Raw genomic sequence first — 15,583 nt, 5'->3', positions numbered from 1 at the left:
CCATGATCAAGGCGTTCGTCCGCGAGTTCCCGACCGTGCACCTGGTGATCGGCGTGGCCGGCAACCTGGTCTTCTTCGTCGGCAGTGTCTTGTTCGTCTGGCACAGCACCGAGCTGCTCGCGATCTGGCTGTTCATCGTCGGCTCGTTCGGGATGCTGCTCGGCGCGGTCGGCCAAGCGCTGTATCTGCACGAGCGACACCGGCTCTCAACGGAGTAAGCTCACCGGTGGAGTGCCGGGAAGCCTGGTCGGCGTCGTCATCGAACGCGGAGGCTTCCCATGACGATCGACGCGATCGGCCTGACCAAGAACTACCGCGACGTGGTCGCGGTCGACGAGCTCGACCTGCACGTGGCACCCGGCGAAATCCACGCCCTGCTCGGTCTCAACGGCGCGGGCAAGACGACCACCATCCGGATGCTGCTCGGCATGGTCCGCCCCACCAGCGGCCGGGTGTCGGTGCTGGGTACGGCGGTCCGGCCCGGCGCGTACTCGGTCTGGTCCCGGGTCGGCCACCTCGTCGAAACTCCGTCCGCCTATCCCGACCTCACCGTCGAAGAGAACGTCCGGCTGGCCGCGCGCCTGCACGCCGTGCGCGACGAGACGGCCGTCGCCGAAGTCATCTCACGGCTGGGCCTCGACCACCACCGCCGGCACCGCGCACGGACGCTGTCGCTCGGCAACAAGCAGCGTCTCAGCCTCGCCAAAGCGCTGGTCCACCGGCCCGAACTGCTCGTACTCGACGAACCGGCGAACGGCCTCGACCCGGCCGGCGTCGTCGAGATCCGGCAGCTGCTGCACGACCTCGCCCACCGCGACGGCGTCACGGTGCTGCTGTCCAGCCACATCCTGACCGAAGTCGCCCGCCTCGCGACCCGGATCGGCGTACTCGACCGCGGCCGGCTCGTCTGGGCCGGCGCCGCCGCCGACCTGATCGCCCAGGCCCGCCCCCGGCTGCGCGTCGGCGTCCGCGACCACGACCGAGCCGCCGCGGTGCTCCGCGCGGCCGGGCACCCCACCGAGGAAGACGACCACGGACTCGCGCTCGCGGGCGACCGGGCGATCCGCCACCCGGACGAAGTCGCCACGCTGCTCGTCGAAGCGGGCTGCCCGCCCATCCGGCTCGCCGTCGACCAAGAAGACCTGGAAACGTGCTTCCTCCGCCTGGTCGGCGCGGCGTGAACGCCGCCATCTGGGCCGAAGTGCTCAAAGCCCGCCGGTCACGGCTGCAGTGGACGACCGGGATCGCATTCACGATCGCGGCCTGCTTCGGCGGCCTGGTCATGTTCATCCTCCAGGACGTCGGCCGCGCCCGAGCCCTCGGCCTGCTCGGCACCAAAGCCGCGCTCACCGGCGGCACCGCGGACTGGCCCGGCTACTTCGCCCTGCTGTCCCAGACCGTCGCGGTCGGCGGCACGCTGCTATTCGGGCTCGTAGTGGTGTGGGTATTCGGCCGGGAGTTCAGCCAGGACACGGCCAAGGACCTGCTGGCCCTGCCGACCCCGCGCGCCGCGATCGTCGCCGCCAAGTTCGAGGTCACCGCGGTCTGGTGCCTCCTGCTCTCGCTTTACACCTATGGCCTCGGGCTGGCGATCGGCGCGGCGATCGGCTTGCCCGGCTGGTCCCTGCCGGTTGCGGCCGGCGGTCTCGTGAAGCTGGTGCTCACCACGGTGATGACGATCGCGCTGGTGACGCCGTTCGCGCTGGGCGCCAGCGCCGGGCGCGGCTACCTGGCCGGAGTGGCTGCCATGTTCGCGGCGACTTTCCTGGCCCAGGTCGTGGCCCTGCTCGGCTACGGCCGGTTCTTCCCCTGGTCGGTCCCGGCCCTTTTCGCCGGGACTGCCGGCTCCGAAGGTGAACTGCCCGGTCCCGTCGGGTACGCCCTGGTCGTGCTCGTCGCCGTCCTCGGAACCGCTGGCACGACCATGTGGTGGAACCGAGCTGACCACGACCGATGACGAGCGGCTCGACGTCGACTAGGGTGAGCAAGCGCTCGTTCAGCACCCGTACGACCCGTTCGAGATGAGGCACGACATGGCGGTGGATCCCCGCGGCAAGGACCTCAAGCGCTACCTCGCCGAAGACCCCGGCGGCCCGGTCGTGATGCTGAACCTCCTGCGGTTCCGCGAAGACGGCCGCGACAGCTACGCCCAGTACGCCGCCGCGCTCGAGAAGACCTTCTTGCCCCGCTACGGCGCCGAGGTTCTCTACGCGGGCGACGGCTCCACCTCGCTCGTCGCCGAGCAAGGCCAGGACTGGGACGCCGTGCTGCTCGTGCGCTACCCGAGCCGCGAAGCGTTCAGCCGGATGGTCGCCGACCCGGAGTACCAGCAGGTCACTCACCTGCGCACCGAAGCGCTGACCGAAGCGGTCCTTCAGGCGACGACGCCCTGGTCCGGCCCAGAATTCTGACCAACCAGGGCTTCGACCTGCACCCCGGCGCCGTACAGGACTACCGTTGTGAAGGCGGGTCACCGACCGGAGCGGAGCACGGCCATGGACAAGCAAGGCACGGCGCGCTTCACCATCACGCGAAACTCGATAGCCGACGCCGTTGTGCTCGGTATTAGCGGCGAGATCGACGTGTCGACCAGCCGCGGCGCGGACGCCGGACTCCGGACAGCAATCGAGCCGCGACCTCAACCCGCACTGGTCGTCGTCGACTTGACCACGGTCGGCTTCTTTTCGGCTGCCGGTGTGCATTTGTTGGCGGGCTTCGGCCGGTCTTGCGATAACCGCGGGCTCCGCCACCACATCGTCGCGACCACCGGCACGATTGCGCGGAAGGTCGTGCTCATCACCGGTCTGGATGAAGAATTTCCCACCTTCAGCAGCGTCGACGAAGCCCTCCACGCCGCCTGACCATCATTCGGTTGCCGAGTTACTTTAGACCGTCCAGCCATTTTCCGAACGCAAGAGTACGAGAAATGTTCTCGTCGCTCACCGAAGCGAGCGACAACCAGCTTTTCTCATCGTCGCCGCACACCTCGGCGATCATCTTCGCGACTTGTTTCACCTGACCAGGACTGTCGAGCACTTGCCGCGCAGGCAGAGCACGCAGCAGCTCAGGCGTGCTGTACCGGGACTGGAGCAGGCCAGCTGTGGTGAGGTCGCGTTGCGCCGCGCGACCACGGAGATTCCGCAGGTGCCCTGCCAGAATCGCCGCCGGATCCTGTTCACCCGCCAGTTCGGCGTCGGTCGGCACCCGGATTAGTGGCGGCTTCTTCGTCTGCGCCTGCCAGGCGAGCTGTTCTCGGCGAGACCGGCTGGCCGAGGTCAATTCGTCTTCGCTACGACGTTCAACCGCGAGGAGCGAAGGCTCGTCGAGCAGCGGAACGAGGTCCAGGAGGGCATCGCGCGGCGTCCGGGGGTTCGCCACCAACAGCTCGATCGCGCTCGCTCGCACGTCGGCGTCCTTCGCGGAAAGGGCTCGATCACGGTCGGAGCCGCGGCAGCTTTCCCGAATGGACACGACCACAGAACGCAGGAGGTCACCGTCGTCCGTGAGCTCGGCCAGTGCGGCGATGTCGTCCCAGTCCGGCCCGCTGTACCGGCTCACCGGCTCCCAACCGCGGGCCACGACGTCACGAACGAATTCGGCGAGCGGGACGGCGGCGATCTGCCTGAGCCGGGGCCACCGGCGGACGTGGTCCGCAGCCGACTGCAACCGAATGCCTTGAACGTATTTTCCGCCGGCCCCGAAGTCGCGGGTCACGACCGGCAAGCAGGCCATGAGCAGTTCGTCGGACAGAGTGCCCGCTCGCTCCAGCAGCATCCGCCGAACCGTCTCTCCATGCGGTCCAGCGACCAGCACCCTCCACACGGCCGGCCGTTCTTCGAGCAGAGACCATGCTGCCTGCTCCCGCTGTTCCCGCTCGGTCCTGAGCCGCTCCATCAGGCGGTTGTGCTCCCACCTGTTCAGGCCTTCCAGTTCCGGCGGTTCACCTCGGTCGGTCAACGCCGAGTTGACGAGAGCCACCACGAGCGGCTCCGGGAGCTCCGAGCCGACGGCCCGACTCCAGCGGGTGGCGACCGAACCGACTTCCGCCGCTTCCACGCCGCCGGCGAGCTCGATCGCCTTTCCGTCCCAGCCGCGTTTACCGCACAACCCGATCAACCCCGGCAGCTCGCGCGGGTGCCGAGCCGCCGCATCGATCAGCCCCGGATCGGCCGGCAGCAGTTCGAGAAGGTCGACGACCAGGTAGCCTTCGGCCACCTCGACGAGACGGAGCCGTGTTTCGTCGGTGAGGTCATCCCGGAGCGCCACCTGGCGCAGCAGGTGCGGTCGCATGGTCGCGAGCGTGGTGATCACGCCGCTCAACTGCGACTCGGACAACGACGGAATCCCGGCCAGGGCACCCAATACGGCTTCGTGCACGTTCCCAGGATGCCCCACACCACCGACAGAATCCGGGCATCGGCGATCGAACAACCCGATCCACTTTTTCGTGTCGTCCCGTAACACCGCGTCCGTTGGCTCCGACTCCGGAGGGCGTGGCGACCTCGTTGTTCGATCACCATGACGACGCGGAGCAAGCAGCTTTCTTGCTCCGCGTTTCCGCGTTAGTCGCACCGATCGCCGCGAACGCCGGCGCGGTCGTCGACGAGGCAGAGCTGATCGAGGTCGCGCGCGCGGTGTACGCGGCCTTCGGCGACCAAGACGCGATCGGCGGGCTCACGCGCGCCCAGCTGGCGGACGCGTGCGCGGAAGTCTGCTCCGAAAGCGCGTTCCAGAGCCGGTTCGAGCTGTTCTGCAAGCTCGGAATGCTGCGTCCGCACTTCGAAAAGTCGCACCAGCAACGTTACGTGTTCAACCCGACGAGCGCCGCCGGCTTGCTGGTGTTCGAGCGCCTCAGCGAGCGCGGCGGGGTCGACGAACTGGTCACCTTGCTGGACCGGACCCGGGCCGCACTGGCGTCCGGGCGCGCCACCGTCACCGAGATCCGGAACGCACTGCTCCAAGCACGCCGCATGATGACGATCTCGGCGGACGAACTGCTCAGAATGGTCGTCGCCAGCCCGCTGTCCGAGCTCATCTCCGAACGCAAGCACCACCGGCACGCCGCCCTGATGGACGACGTCTTCACCCTGAACGAGCAGGTCAAAGACGCGTTCCCAGCTCTGGATCCGGAGGCATACCGGCTCGTCGTGGAAACCCAGCGCTACGTCGGCGCCCGCGAGCAGTTCGTGGGCCGGTTGCTCGACGAAGGTGCCGCGGCGCGCGACTTCTCGTTGCTCGATCCGGAGGAGTACCTGGAAGCCGCTCGCGTGGCGTCGCTCGACGAGCTGGCCGAGGTCTTCGCAAGCGCGGTGTTCGACCCGCCGGCCCCGTGGCTGGATCCCGCTGTGGTCGCCGAGGGCGTCGCCGGGTTCCGGCCCCGCGCGGCGATCCGGCGCCGTCCGCCCCGGCCGGCCGATCCGCCACCTGGTCCGGATCCGATGCTTCGGGTCGAAGAGCGAGCGGAAGCGGCCCGGACCCGGCGAGCACGGGCGGCCGAGCTGCACCTGCAGGGCCGCGCGGAGGTCGACTTGACCAGCAGTCTCCGAGCGGCTGGCTGGCCCGGGCTCGCCACCATCCTCGTCGAGCTGCTCGCCATCCACGCCGACCCGGACCTGCCCTACCGCGTGCGGTTGAGTGATGAGCTCCTCGTCGAGCCCGATGGTCCGGTCACGCACCTGACACCGGTGACGGCCTACCGCCTCACCGAGCCCCTGGAGCAAGCTGTCGAACTCGCGGAGGAGGCCGACCATGGCTGAGCCGGGAGCGCTGGCCTTGGCCCGGATGCGGGCAACCGGGCAGATACCGCTGACCGCGCAGGTGCCGGCTGCCTGGCACCGGCAAGCCGCTGATGCCGGACGACGACTGGTGGAAGCCGTGGTACCCGGCCGGCTCCCGGTGGTCATGCTCGGCTGGTGGGACGGCGTCGAACCCGTGGCGGGCGGGGACACCGGTGTCGAACGGACGAAGACGTCGCAGGTCGTCCTGCTGACCTTCGCCGCGGTGCTCGGCGCGTGCTGGCCGGACCGATCCGAGCACCCTTTTCCCGGCAGCGCAGCCGAGGAGGACATCATTCTCGCCGCCGTCGCCGCCCTAGGCCCCATCACCGCGTCCGCGGTCGAGGGTGGGGCCGCCGCCCGCCGCCACAGCAAGGGCGCGCTCCGACGACTCGACGATGCGCGCCTGCTCTCCATCGACGGTTCGGAAGTCCGGCTCGGCCCCGCGGTCGCGCTCTGGTCGGAGGAGCAGGTCACGGCGGTGCGATCGGTGTACGACCGCCTCCCGCGGCTCGAGGAGCCCCAATGACCGGGATGGCGCTGAGCGACCTGCCGGTCGGTCGGCAGGTCGACGTCTTGGCCGCGCTCGCGGCGGTGGAGACCGCCGACCAGCCGGTGCCGCCCGATGGGTTCCGCGGCCTCCTCGACCCGGCGCTGCGCGCGACCCTGGACCGGTGCCTGCGCGCCCAGGGTCGCGTCCTGCTGAAGGTCGGAGACGGGTTCCTCTCCGGGTACGAGGACGACATCGGACGGCAGCTGGCCGCCGAAGGCGCAGGAGTCCTGCCTCCGGACGACCGCGCGGTACTGGCCTTGGTCCTGCTGCACTGCGTCGCGATCCCCCGCGCGGCCGGACGCCTGCGAAGCGACTCCTGGCTCGACGCCGAACCCGTCCGCAAGCAGGACCTCGTGCTGTCCCAGGTCCCCGAGTCGAGGATCCGCGGCTCCGTCCAGCGGCTGCGCAACGCCGGGATCCTGCGCTACGGCGCCCGCCGGAGCATCCTCCCGGGACCCCAGTTCGCCCGGCTCACCCCCCGGGTTTCCGCGCAACTGTGGGAGAACCTCATTCTCCTGGCCCAGCCCGACGGCGTCATGGGGGACGTCATCCGACGTCGCCGGGTCGCCCGGAACGAGCACACGAAGCAGGAGAAGCCATGACCGACGCACCCACGGCAGGGACCGGCATCGTCGGCGATCGGCACCTGGTCGCCGTGCAGACCTTCGACATCGCGCGGCTGACCACGCACGCGATGCCGCTGGTTCCGGGGACGTTCGTCGCGGTATCCGGCCAGGGCCCCAAGGGCGATTCCAACGGCTCGGGCAAGACGTCCTTCCTCGCCGCCGTGTCCCTGCTGCTCGGCGAGGCCCAGTGGCGGCTGGAGGCGAACGGCTCGCAGTACGCCGCCAACCTGCTGTTCAAGCCCGAATCGGCGGGCCTGGACCCGACGCACAGGTACGCCCAAGCCGACCGCGGCTACGTCGTGGGTGTCTTCGCCGACCCCGCCGATCCCGCGCGGACCGCGCTGACCGTCTGGGTCCGCATCGCCGCGATGACGCCGTACCTCAAGGTGCGCTGGACATCCGGGTTGCACGTCGCGATCGCGGACAGCGACCTCGAACGCGACGTACTGGCCGACGGTCTTTGGGAGGCCATGCCCCGGGCTCAGGAGCTGGGACCCAAGCGGTTCGCCACGGACCTCTACGGCGACGCACCGCGCTGCATGGCCTACCTCGACACCCCCATGCGACCGTCAGCTCCGTCCCTGCTGTCCCAGCAGATGACGGAAATGACGCCGGCCAGAATCGGCGAAGCCCTCATCGAACTCACCGGACGGCAGCGTCTCCTGGAAACCGAGGCCGAACAGCGTCGACGGCTCGCCGAGCAGAAGTCTTCCCTCGCGGAACGCCAAGAGGCTGATGCACGGGCTCGCGTGGACGAGCAAGCCGACCTCGAAGCCGTCCAAGACCGCGAGCGGTCACGGCAGCACCTGGCCGAAGGCGAGCACATGTGGCGGCTGCATTTCGCTCGCGGCTTCCTGGAGGTGAGCACGAAGGACGCCGAACTGGCCGAGATGATCGGGGAACTCGAGCAGAGCGTCGAGGAGCTCGATGGGCAGCGAGAGACGGCACAAGACGAGCTGGACACCCTCCGTGGCCGGCAGAACCTCGCGGAACAGTTGGAGGACGCCCAATCCGCACTCGGGCAGGCGCAAGAGCGCCTCGGTGTTCGCCGGGACGAGCGCGGGGAAACCGCTTCGAAGCTTCGTGCCCTGGCGGACCGGCGGGGTGAACTTCTACCGCTCAGAGACGCGTGGACCGGCATTACCGTCGAGGTCGCCGCGGAAGCCGTCGGTGCGGCTGAAGAAGATCTCGCCCAGGCGCGGGTCGATCGCCGAGAGGCCGAGCAACGGGTCCGCGAGGCAGAAGCGGAGCTGAATGCGGCACGGGCGGGCGACGGCGGCCCGGCCGGCGCGGCGCTCGCCCGGCTGCGCTCGCGGGACATCCCGGCGGCGTTGCTGCTCGACGAGATCACGCTGGCTTCGGAAGTACGTGCATCGTGGGAGCCGCGCTTGTGGCCGCACCGTCATGCCGTGGTGGTCGGCCCGGATGACGAGGCAGCGGCGCTGGGACTGATCGGGACTTTCCCCGGCATCAGCGTCGTCGTTGCCGACGCGGCGCTCACCGCACTCCCGGCGCGGCTGCCCGAGGGCGTCACCGCCGACGTGCCGGTGGCCCGGTTCCTGAACACCCTCGAGGCCAGGACCGACTTCGTGACCGCACCCGAACGAGCGGTCGACTCGGCACTCGGCGAAGCCGTCATCGGCCGCTTCGACGAAGAAATCGCCGGACGAGCCGCTCGCGTCGCCGCAGCGGAACGAAAAGTCCAACGCACCACGGCAGAACTCGAGGAAGCCCGCATCGCGCAAGGGACGGCGGCGCTGGCCCTCGACGCAGCACGCGAAGCCCTCGGCGCCGCCAAAGCCGCCGCCGAACTGGACTCGATGGCTGAAGAAGAACGCGCCTTGCAAGCAGTCATTGCCGAGCTGGATACCGCTCTGGAGGCGTTGCACTCGGCCGTCGACGAGGCGCAAAAAGCGTGGCTCGCGGCCGCGACTGCCGTGCAAAGCCATCAGCTGCAGGTCAATGCCGCAGCGGCAGCAGTGGACCAGCTCGACCGGGAGCTGCGTGGGATCCGGGACAAACTCGGGCAGCGGCGAACCGAACGGGACAACCTCAACGTCTCCTATTGGCTGGTTGGGTGGGCTGATACCCCGGATGCCGCTGCGGAATTGCTGGACGCACAACCGGACCGCGTCCGGGCATTGCGGCCACGATCCCTGCGGCACCGTGCGGCGGAAAAGCTCAAAGAAGCCCTCGACGCCTACCTGGATGCGTCTCCGCGCGTCCCAGCCGAGCTTGCCGAAGCCAAGGAACGGCGACAGCGCTTCGCCGACGGCGAGTCAGGGGTCGCCGCGCGCGACTCGGACTTCACGAGCATCGCCCAGCCGCTGCGGGACCTGCTCGACTCGCGCAAGGACTCGGACCGCATCCTGGAAGACCGCATCGTGCGGTCGCAGCGGGAACGAGCCACCCAGATCGAGGAGATGACCGCCGAAACCACGGCACTGGACGAGGAGATGGAACGGCTCCAGGACGCGATCAGCAGCCGGCTCGAAGCCTCCCTCGACAAGATCAGCAAGGCCCTCGACCGGCTCAACCGAGCTCGCGGTGGCTTCGGTGCCGAGCTGCGCGTCACCCAGATCCGACCGCCGACTGCCACCTCCCCGTGGACCTGGGAGGTCTCACCCCGATGGCGGCGGTCGCCCTCCGGCGGGATGGTCTCCTACCGCGAAGTCGCGAACGGGGCGCAGGTGAAGGTCTTCGCCATCCAGCTCGTGCTGGCCGCGCTCCTCGCCGCGGACGGCGCCCGGGGCCGGGTCCTGGTACTGGACGAACTCGGCAACAGCCTCGGCGACGTCAACCGCAAGGACGTGCTGCGGGACCTCAACGAAGTGGCCGCGCAGCAGCAGGTCACGATCCTCGGCACGTGCCAGGACTCGGTGATCGGCGACGCCGCCGGGGTGTGCGGGGAGATCCTCTGGTTCTGCCACCAAGCACACACTGAGGCCTACAACCAGCCGACCCGCGTCTGGGGCTACGACGCGAACGGCGAACGCGTCGAGCTCGTGCGCGACTGGCTCACCGCCGGACGGTCCCTTGTCTGACCAGCGCATCCCGATCGGCGGTCTGCCTGCCGGAGTCGTCGCCACGGCCTTCGCACGCAAAGACGGCAGCATTCCCCGAGACCGGCGCGGCCGGACGAAAACGACGCACGTCCGGCTCACGTCCGGCGGTACCGGCGTCACGCCGGGAACGCCCATCGACGGCATCGCGGCCAACGACCTGAAGTGGGTCCTCGCCAGCTCCCGGAGGTACTGGAGTTCCCTCGAGCGGCGCTTCGGAGCCGCTGCGCGAGACATGGTGCTGCACCTGACGGCGGCAGGAGTCGTTGACGTCCTGTGCTCGGTCGGCGAAGACCTCCGCATCGACGCCGTACGACGCTGGGATCTCACAGCTGCCTGGGACACCCACCGGCGAACCCGCGAGGATCACGAACAGAACCGCGTTGAAACTTGGCGGTCTCGCGCGGAAGCCGCGGCCGGGCGTGTCGTGGCGATCGATCCGGGGCTGGCGCAGGCGCTGACGAGCAATCCGTCGGCGAACGCGCGGTTGGCCGTCCTCGTCCACGCCGCTGAAGACCTCGCCGACGGCATCACCCACGACGGCCCGCGCGCCTTCAGCCAAGCCCACTTCGACGGCACGAAGGACCGCGAGGACGCCGCGGACATCCTGGCCGCGTGCGGCGTCCAGCAGAGCACCCTGCTGGCACTCGGCGTGCTCCGGAGCCCGTACCTCGGTCTCGGCGGCCCGATGGTCGTTCAGGACCCGAACGGACAGGAGTTCTCTCTTGCGGGCCTGGCCGGACCGGTCCGGTTCCGCGCCACCGGCTTGTCTCTGCTCGCTCCCGCGATCGTCGGCGGCACCCCGACGATGGCCGTGATCGAAAACCTGCAGGCGGCCGAGGCGGTGTGCGACCGCTTCCCCGAGGTCGCGGTGACGTGGTGTGCGGGGCAGCCCGCTGAGGTGGTCGTCGGCCTCATCGCGAAGCTCGCCGCCGGTGTCGAGCACGTGATCGTGGCGACCGATGCCGACCTCGGCGGTGTCCGCATCGCGAACCGGATCGTCACGGCGTTGACCGGCCAGCCGGATGTGCTGATCGTCGATGCCGGCGCTCATGCCCACCCTGCGCGATCACCATTCGGCAGAGCAAGCATCGATGGCCTCACCGCGCTGGCCGAAGGGCCGGATCCGATCGCCCGGTTCGCCGGAGCGTGCCTCGACCGCGGTTACCCCGTCGAACAGGAAGCGACCATCCGAGCGGCGCTCAACGCAATCCTCGGATCATGACTGCCGCCCTCGTCACCTGGGAATCGACAGCGAGCGCCACCAGCGGTTCCACGTACACCGGGACACCGATCCGAGGCCTCCCGGTAACCGATCACGGATGGCAAGTCGCACCTGCTGGCGCGTTCTCCAGCCGCACCACCGCGACAAGATCCCGCGACGTCACCGCGCCGACCCGAAGCTGCTTCCGCAGATTCTCCGCAGAGATCGGGCGCCGGTAACGCCGCCAGTGTTCGGCGTCCGCCTGCCGGGCGCGCTCGATGAGTTCTCCGCGAAGGTCGGCGCCCCCGCGTGCTTCCGGTGCCTCCTGCTCGAGGCTGCCACTCACCAGGTTCCTGGGAGAAGACCCGACTACCGGCGTTGATCGCAGATCGGCACTCGCCGCGGCCAGCGCACGGAGGAGGCCCGGACCAGCTTCTGCCCAACCGATCAGCAGGAGCGGGCCGACCGAGTCGAACGCGGCCTTACCCCACTGACCAGCGAACACCGGGTCGGCAACGTTCAACAGCAGGGTCACGGCGCTCGCCGCCAGCAGCAGCCGCCGCGCCGACCGCAGAACATCATCGCCAGCCCCGGACAGGGCCAGATGCCGTGTACCGACGAGCAACCCCAGCACCGTCAAGTCGACAGCGGGTGCCACCAGTGGCGCCACGAACACCGGCACCTGCAGCTTCAACGCCAGGTTCAGCACGTTCCCGAACCCGAACAGGAAGGTCAGCCCGATGACCAGGCCCATCGTGGTCGTGACAAACCGAGCAACTGCCTGCGAGTTGGCGTTCACGTCGAACTCCCACCGGCGGCCGGAAGCTCGAAGCTCGCCTCGACCACCAGGGTGCCGACGTAAAGCCCCTGGTCAGACCCGTTCCCATCCTCCGGCAATCCTGCCGAGGGCACCGCAAGAACGGGAGAGATGTCGGACACGACGTCCTCCCTTTCTTGTTTTCACGGTTCGGGTCTGCTCGCACCTGCGAACTCGATTGCTACGGTGGCGCGGTGACGAAGACCCGGCTCGGCAACGTGCAGCAGGTCCTCCTGCTGTGCGCCCTCGCCGTGTGCGTCCTCGCCATGCACCACGTCAGCCTGTCCCACGGCATGGGTGACGCCGCGGCGACCGCCACCGCGCACGTCGCTCCCGGCTTCGAGCCGGAAATGGCAGTCGCCGCGCCGGACGGCGGAGCCGGTGAGCACCATCCGGGCATGCCGAACGACCTGCTCCACCTGTGCCTGGCCGTGCTGTACGCGGCCGGGGCACTCCTGCTCGCCCTGGCCGCGTTCCTCGGGCTTTCGTGGCTGAACACGACCTTCCCCCGGTTCACGGGCCTTCGCGGCTCGCCGCGCCGCGGGCGTCCGCCGGACAGAGGCGGCCGCGGAATCCTGACGTCCCTCTGCATCTTGCGCACGTGATCGACCCGGCCCGTCAACGGCTTCGTCGAATTCACCCACGCAACACAGAGAAGGATTTGTCATGCGCAAAATCGTCATCGCCCTCGCCTCCGCCCTGCTTCTCGGCGCCTGCAGCAGCAACGACTCCATGTCCGGGATGGACCACACCTCCGCACAGGCGGCCGCCGGCCACAACGCCGGCGACGTGACCTTCGCCCAGCAGATGGTCCCGCACCACAGCCAGGCGCTGGACATGGCGAAGCTGGTCCCATCGCGGAGCACCAACCCGAAGGTGGTCGATCTCGCGAGCCGCATCGCGAAGGCTCAGGACCCCGAGATCCAGCAGATGCAGGGCTGGCTGAGCAGCTGGGGCGCGGGCATGCCGGGCATGAGCCACGAGTCGATGCCCGGGATGATGTCCGGCGACGACGTGAAGAAGCTCGAAGCCGCCAAGGGCGCGGAGTTCGACAAGATGTGGCTGGACATGATGATCAAGCACCACCAGGGCGCGGTCGACATGGCCAGGACCGAGCTTTCCCAGGGCAGCAACGCCGACGCGAAGGCGCTGGCCCAGAAGATCGTCGACGCCCAGCAGGCGGAGATCACCGAGATGCGGGGCCTGCTCACCCAGGGCTGATCACGGCTCGCCGGGGCGGTGAGCTGCCGCCCCGGCGAGGACCGGGTGCTCGCGGTAGCGGTCAGCTCGCCGTCGCCGCTGATTCGGACCTGAACCCCCGCAGCCGCAAGCTGTTGCCCACGACGAACACCGAGCTGAACGCCATCGCCGCGCCCGCGATCATCGGGTTCAGCAGCCCGGCCGCGGCCAGCGGCAGCGCCGCCAGGTTGTACGCGAACGCCCAGAACAGGTTGCCCTTGATCGTGCGCAACGTCCGCCGGGACAGCCGGATCGCGTCGGCCACCGCGCGCAGGTCGCCGCGGACCAGCGTGATGTCGCTCGCCTCGATCGCGACGTCCGTGCCGGTGCCCATGGCCAGCCCGAGGTCGGCCTGTGCGAGTGCGGGTGCGTCGTTGACGCCGTCGCCGACCATCGCGACGACCTTGCCCTCGTCCTGCAGCCGCTTGACGACGTCGAGCTTGTCCGCGGGCAGCACCTCCGCGATCACCTCGTCGATCCCGACCTCGGCCGCGACCGCCGCGGCCACCGCCGCGTTGTCGCCGGTCAGCAGCACCGGGGTCAGGCCAAGCCGACGCAGCTGCGCGATCGCTTCAGCCGACGTCGGCTTGACCGTGTCGGCGACCACCAGGACGCCGCGGGCCGCGCCGTCCCAGGCCACCGCCACCGCGGTGTGGCCCCGCGATTCGGCCTCGGCCTTCGCCGCGGCGAGGTCCGGCGGCACCGGCTGGCTCCAGTCCTCCAGCAACGCCGTGCGGCCGACGAGGACCGCGTGCCCGTCGACGATCCCTTGCACGCCAAGACCTTCCACGTTCGTGAAGTCCTCGACGGCGGGCAGCTCGACGCGTTCCCGCGCGCCCCGGGCGATGGCCGCGGCGATCGGGTGCTCGGAAGCGTTTTCCAACGCCCCGGCCAGCCGCAGCAGCTCCGCCTCGTCGACGCCCTCGGCGACGTGGACGCCGACCAGGGTCATCCGCCCGGCGGTGACCGTGCCGGTCTTGTCGAGCACGACGGTGTCGACGCGGCGGGTCGACTCCAGCACCTCCGGGCCCTTGATCAGCACGCCGAGCTGGGCACCCCGGCCGGTGCCGACCAGCAACGCCGTCGGCGTCGCCAGGCCGAGCGCGCACGGGCAGGCGATGATCAGCACCGCGACCGCGGCCGTGAACGCCGCCGCGGTTCCGACGCCGCTGCCGAGCCAGAACCCGAGCGTCGCCACGGCCAGGCCGATGACGATGGGCACGAACACCCCGGACACGCGGTCGGCCAGGCGCTGCACGTCCGCCTTGCCGCTTTGGGCGTCCTCGACGAGCTTGGCCATCTGCGCCAGCTGCGTGTCCGCCCCGACCCGGGTGGCCCGCACGACCAGCCGTCCGCCGGCGTTGACGGTCGCGCCGGTGACGGCGTCGCCTTCACCGACTTCGACCGGCACCGATTCGCCGGTGAGCATCGAGGCGTCCACGGCGGACTTGCCCTCTTCGACGACGCCGTCGGTGGCGATCTTTTCGCCGGGCCGCACGACGAACCGGTCGCCCACGGCCAGTTCGGCCGTCGGGATCCGGACTTCGCGGCCGTCGCGCAGCACGGCGACTTCCTTCGCTCCCAGCTCCAGCAGCGCCCGCAGCGCGGCCCCGGCGCGGCGCTTCGAGCGTGCCTCGAAGTAGCGCCCGGCCAGGATGAACGTCGTGACGCCGGCGGCGACCTCGAGGTAGATGTTGCCCGCGCCGTCCGAGGGCGCGATCGTCAGCTCGAACGGGTGCACCATCCCCGGGGTGCCCGCGGTGCCGAACAGCAGCGCCCACAGCGACCACGCGAACGCGGCCAGCACGCCCATCGACACCAGCGTGTCCATGGTCGCGGCGCCGTGCCGGAGGTTCGTCCACGCCGCCCGGTGGAACGGCCACGCGCCCCAGGTGACCACCGGCGCGGCCAGCGTCAGCGAAATCCACTGCCAGTACGTGAACTGCAGCGCAGGCACCATGGCCAGGAGGATCACCGGGACCGCGAGCAGCGCGCTGGTGAGCAGGCGCTGCCGCAACGGCCGCGTCGGATCCTCTTCGGACTCGGGCTCGCTGGCGGCCTTCTCGGGCTGGGGCAGCGTCGCGCGGTACCCGGCGGCCTCGACCGTGGCCACCAGGGTGGCCGGGTCGACGCCCTCGGGCGCGTGCACGCGCGCCTTCTCCGTGGCGTAGTTGACCGAAGCCGTGACGCCCTCGAGCTTGTTGAGCTTGCGTTCGACGCGGTTGGCGCAGGACGCGCAGGTCATGCCACCGATCGCGAGTTCGATCTCGGTCACCGGGCCGGGTGCGGCCGTGGTGCTGGTCATGAT

16 protein-coding genes are annotated in these 15,583 nt (G+C 69.8%); 12 read left to right on the top strand and 4 right to left on the bottom strand.

Annotated features, from left to right (window positions below):
• The first annotated feature begins 2 nt into the window (after positions 1–2).
• The 5 genes from EIY87_RS28055 (at position 3) to EIY87_RS28035 (ending at position 2,861) form a co-directional block, all read left to right on the top strand.
• A complete protein-coding gene (locus EIY87_RS28055) occupies positions 3–218 on the top strand; it encodes a YrhK family protein (protein WP_125312852.1) in 216 nt (71 codons plus the stop codon).
• Positions 219–278: 60 nt separating this feature from the next.
• Positions 279–1,181 carry an ABC transporter ATP-binding protein gene (locus EIY87_RS28050; protein WP_125312851.1) on the top strand — a complete coding sequence of 301 codons (903 nt, stop codon included), beginning with the start codon at positions 279–281 and terminating at the stop codon, positions 1,179–1,181.
• Positions 1,178–1,957, top strand: a complete 780-nt coding sequence (locus EIY87_RS28045) for an ABC transporter permease (protein WP_125312850.1) — start codon at positions 1,178–1,180, stop codon at positions 1,955–1,957. The genes EIY87_RS28050 and EIY87_RS28045 overlap by 4 nt, the downstream gene beginning before the upstream one ends.
• Positions 1,958–2,033: 76 nt before the next feature.
• Complete coding sequence (locus EIY87_RS28040; RefSeq protein WP_125312849.1) at positions 2,034–2,411, top strand: DUF1330 domain-containing protein; 378 nt, start codon at positions 2,034–2,036, stop codon at positions 2,409–2,411.
• An 84-nt stretch (positions 2,412–2,495) separates the two neighbouring features.
• Entirely contained in the window at positions 2,496–2,861 is a 366-nt protein-coding gene (locus tag EIY87_RS28035; RefSeq protein ID WP_125312848.1) for an STAS domain-containing protein, read from the top strand.
• 19 nt (positions 2,862–2,880) lie between these two features.
• On the opposite strand, the gene EIY87_RS28030 is transcribed toward EIY87_RS28035, so the two are convergent.
• Complete coding sequence (locus EIY87_RS28030) at positions 2,881–4,377, bottom strand: hypothetical protein (RefSeq protein WP_125312847.1); 1,497 nt, start codon at positions 4,375–4,377, stop codon at positions 2,881–2,883.
• Positions 4,378–4,544: 167 nt separating this feature from the next.
• Between EIY87_RS28030 and EIY87_RS28025 the strand changes: the two genes are divergently transcribed.
• The 5 genes from EIY87_RS28025 to EIY87_RS28005 are packed head-to-tail and all read left to right on the top strand — an operon-like array spanning position 4,545 to position 11,240.
• Complete coding sequence (locus EIY87_RS28025) at positions 4,545–5,756, top strand: hypothetical protein (RefSeq protein WP_125312846.1); 1,212 nt, start codon at positions 4,545–4,547, stop codon at positions 5,754–5,756.
• The gene (locus tag EIY87_RS28020; protein ID WP_125312845.1) at positions 5,749–6,303 is read left to right on the top strand and encodes a hypothetical protein; all 555 of its coding nucleotides are present in this window, start codon (positions 5,749–5,751) and stop codon (positions 6,301–6,303) included. The genes EIY87_RS28025 and EIY87_RS28020 overlap by 8 nt, the downstream gene beginning before the upstream one ends.
• Positions 6,300–6,929 carry a hypothetical protein gene (locus EIY87_RS28015; RefSeq protein ID WP_125312844.1) on the top strand — a complete coding sequence of 210 codons (630 nt, stop codon included), beginning with the start codon at positions 6,300–6,302 and terminating at the stop codon, positions 6,927–6,929. The genes EIY87_RS28020 and EIY87_RS28015 overlap by 4 nt, the downstream gene beginning before the upstream one ends.
• Positions 6,926–9,997, top strand: a complete 3,072-nt coding sequence (locus EIY87_RS28010) for a coiled-coil domain-containing protein (protein WP_125312843.1) — start codon at positions 6,926–6,928, stop codon at positions 9,995–9,997. Before EIY87_RS28015 ends, EIY87_RS28010 begins: the two co-directional genes overlap by 4 nt.
• Positions 9,990–11,240 (top strand): DUF2399 domain-containing protein, encoded by a 1,251-nt coding sequence (locus tag EIY87_RS28005; RefSeq protein WP_125312842.1) that lies wholly within the window; start codon positions 9,990–9,992, stop codon positions 11,238–11,240. The genes EIY87_RS28010 and EIY87_RS28005 overlap by 8 nt, the downstream gene beginning before the upstream one ends.
• 91 nt (positions 11,241–11,331) lie before the next feature.
• On the opposite strand, the gene EIY87_RS28000 is transcribed toward EIY87_RS28005, so the two are convergent.
• Together EIY87_RS28000 and EIY87_RS47750 are read right to left on the bottom strand one after the other, a co-directional pair.
• Positions 11,332–12,018, bottom strand: a complete 687-nt coding sequence (locus EIY87_RS28000; protein ID WP_125312841.1) for a hypothetical protein — start codon at positions 12,016–12,018, stop codon at positions 11,332–11,334.
• Complete coding sequence (locus tag EIY87_RS47750) at positions 12,015–12,158, bottom strand: hypothetical protein (RefSeq protein WP_158641366.1); 144 nt, start codon at positions 12,156–12,158, stop codon at positions 12,015–12,017. Before EIY87_RS47750 ends, EIY87_RS28000 begins: the two co-directional genes overlap by 4 nt.
• A 72-nt stretch (positions 12,159–12,230) precedes the next feature.
• On the opposite strand from EIY87_RS47750, the gene EIY87_RS27995 reads away from it, so the two are divergent.
• Positions 12,231–12,641 (top strand): DUF6153 family protein, encoded by a 411-nt coding sequence (locus EIY87_RS27995; protein WP_125312840.1) that lies wholly within the window; start codon positions 12,231–12,233, stop codon positions 12,639–12,641.
• 61 nt (positions 12,642–12,702) lie between these two features.
• Positions 12,703–13,257: a DUF305 domain-containing protein gene (locus tag EIY87_RS27990; RefSeq protein ID WP_125312839.1), complete on the top strand. Its 555-nt coding sequence runs from the start codon at positions 12,703–12,705 to the stop codon at positions 13,255–13,257.
• 61 nt (positions 13,258–13,318) lie between these two features.
• Here EIY87_RS27990 and EIY87_RS27985 read toward each other — a convergent pair whose 3' ends face one another.
• Complete coding sequence (locus EIY87_RS27985; protein WP_125312838.1) at positions 13,319–15,580, bottom strand: heavy metal translocating P-type ATPase; 2,262 nt, start codon at positions 15,578–15,580, stop codon at positions 13,319–13,321.
• Positions 15,581–15,583: the final 3 nt, after the last annotated feature.

The sequence above is a fragment of the Amycolatopsis eburnea genome (assembly GCF_003937945.1).
Classification (GTDB): Bacteria; Actinomycetota; Actinomycetes; order Mycobacteriales; family Pseudonocardiaceae; genus Amycolatopsis; species Amycolatopsis eburnea.
Note: the sequence above shows the minus strand (reverse complement) of the source record. Positions and strands in the feature narration are given on the sequence as shown.

Bases quoted from the DNA above. Each gene is read 5' to 3' on its own strand.
- EIY87_RS28055 (WP_125312852.1), top strand. From the start codon at position 3: ATGATCAAGGCGTTCGTCCGCGAGTTCCCGACCGTGCACCTGGTGATC.
- EIY87_RS28050 (WP_125312851.1), top strand. From the start codon at position 279: ATGACGATCGACGCGATCGGCCTGACCAAGAACTACCGCGACGTGGTC.
- EIY87_RS28040 (WP_125312849.1), top strand. From the start codon at position 2,034: ATGGCGGTGGATCCCCGCGGCAAGGACCTCAAGCGCTACCTCGCCGAA.
- EIY87_RS28035 (WP_125312848.1), top strand. From the start codon at position 2,496: ATGGACAAGCAAGGCACGGCGCGCTTCACCATCACGCGAAACTCGATA.
- EIY87_RS28020 (WP_125312845.1), top strand. From the start codon at position 5,749: ATGGCTGAGCCGGGAGCGCTGGCCTTGGCCCGGATGCGGGCAACCGGG.
- EIY87_RS28015 (WP_125312844.1), top strand. From the start codon at position 6,300: ATGACCGGGATGGCGCTGAGCGACCTGCCGGTCGGTCGGCAGGTCGAC.
- EIY87_RS28010 (WP_125312843.1), top strand. From the start codon at position 6,926: ATGACCGACGCACCCACGGCAGGGACCGGCATCGTCGGCGATCGGCAC.
- EIY87_RS27990 (WP_125312839.1), top strand. From the start codon at position 12,703: ATGCGCAAAATCGTCATCGCCCTCGCCTCCGCCCTGCTTCTCGGCGCC.
- EIY87_RS27985 (WP_125312838.1), bottom strand. From the start codon at position 15,580: ATGACCAGCACCACGGCCGCACCCGGCCCGGTGACCGAGATCGAACTC.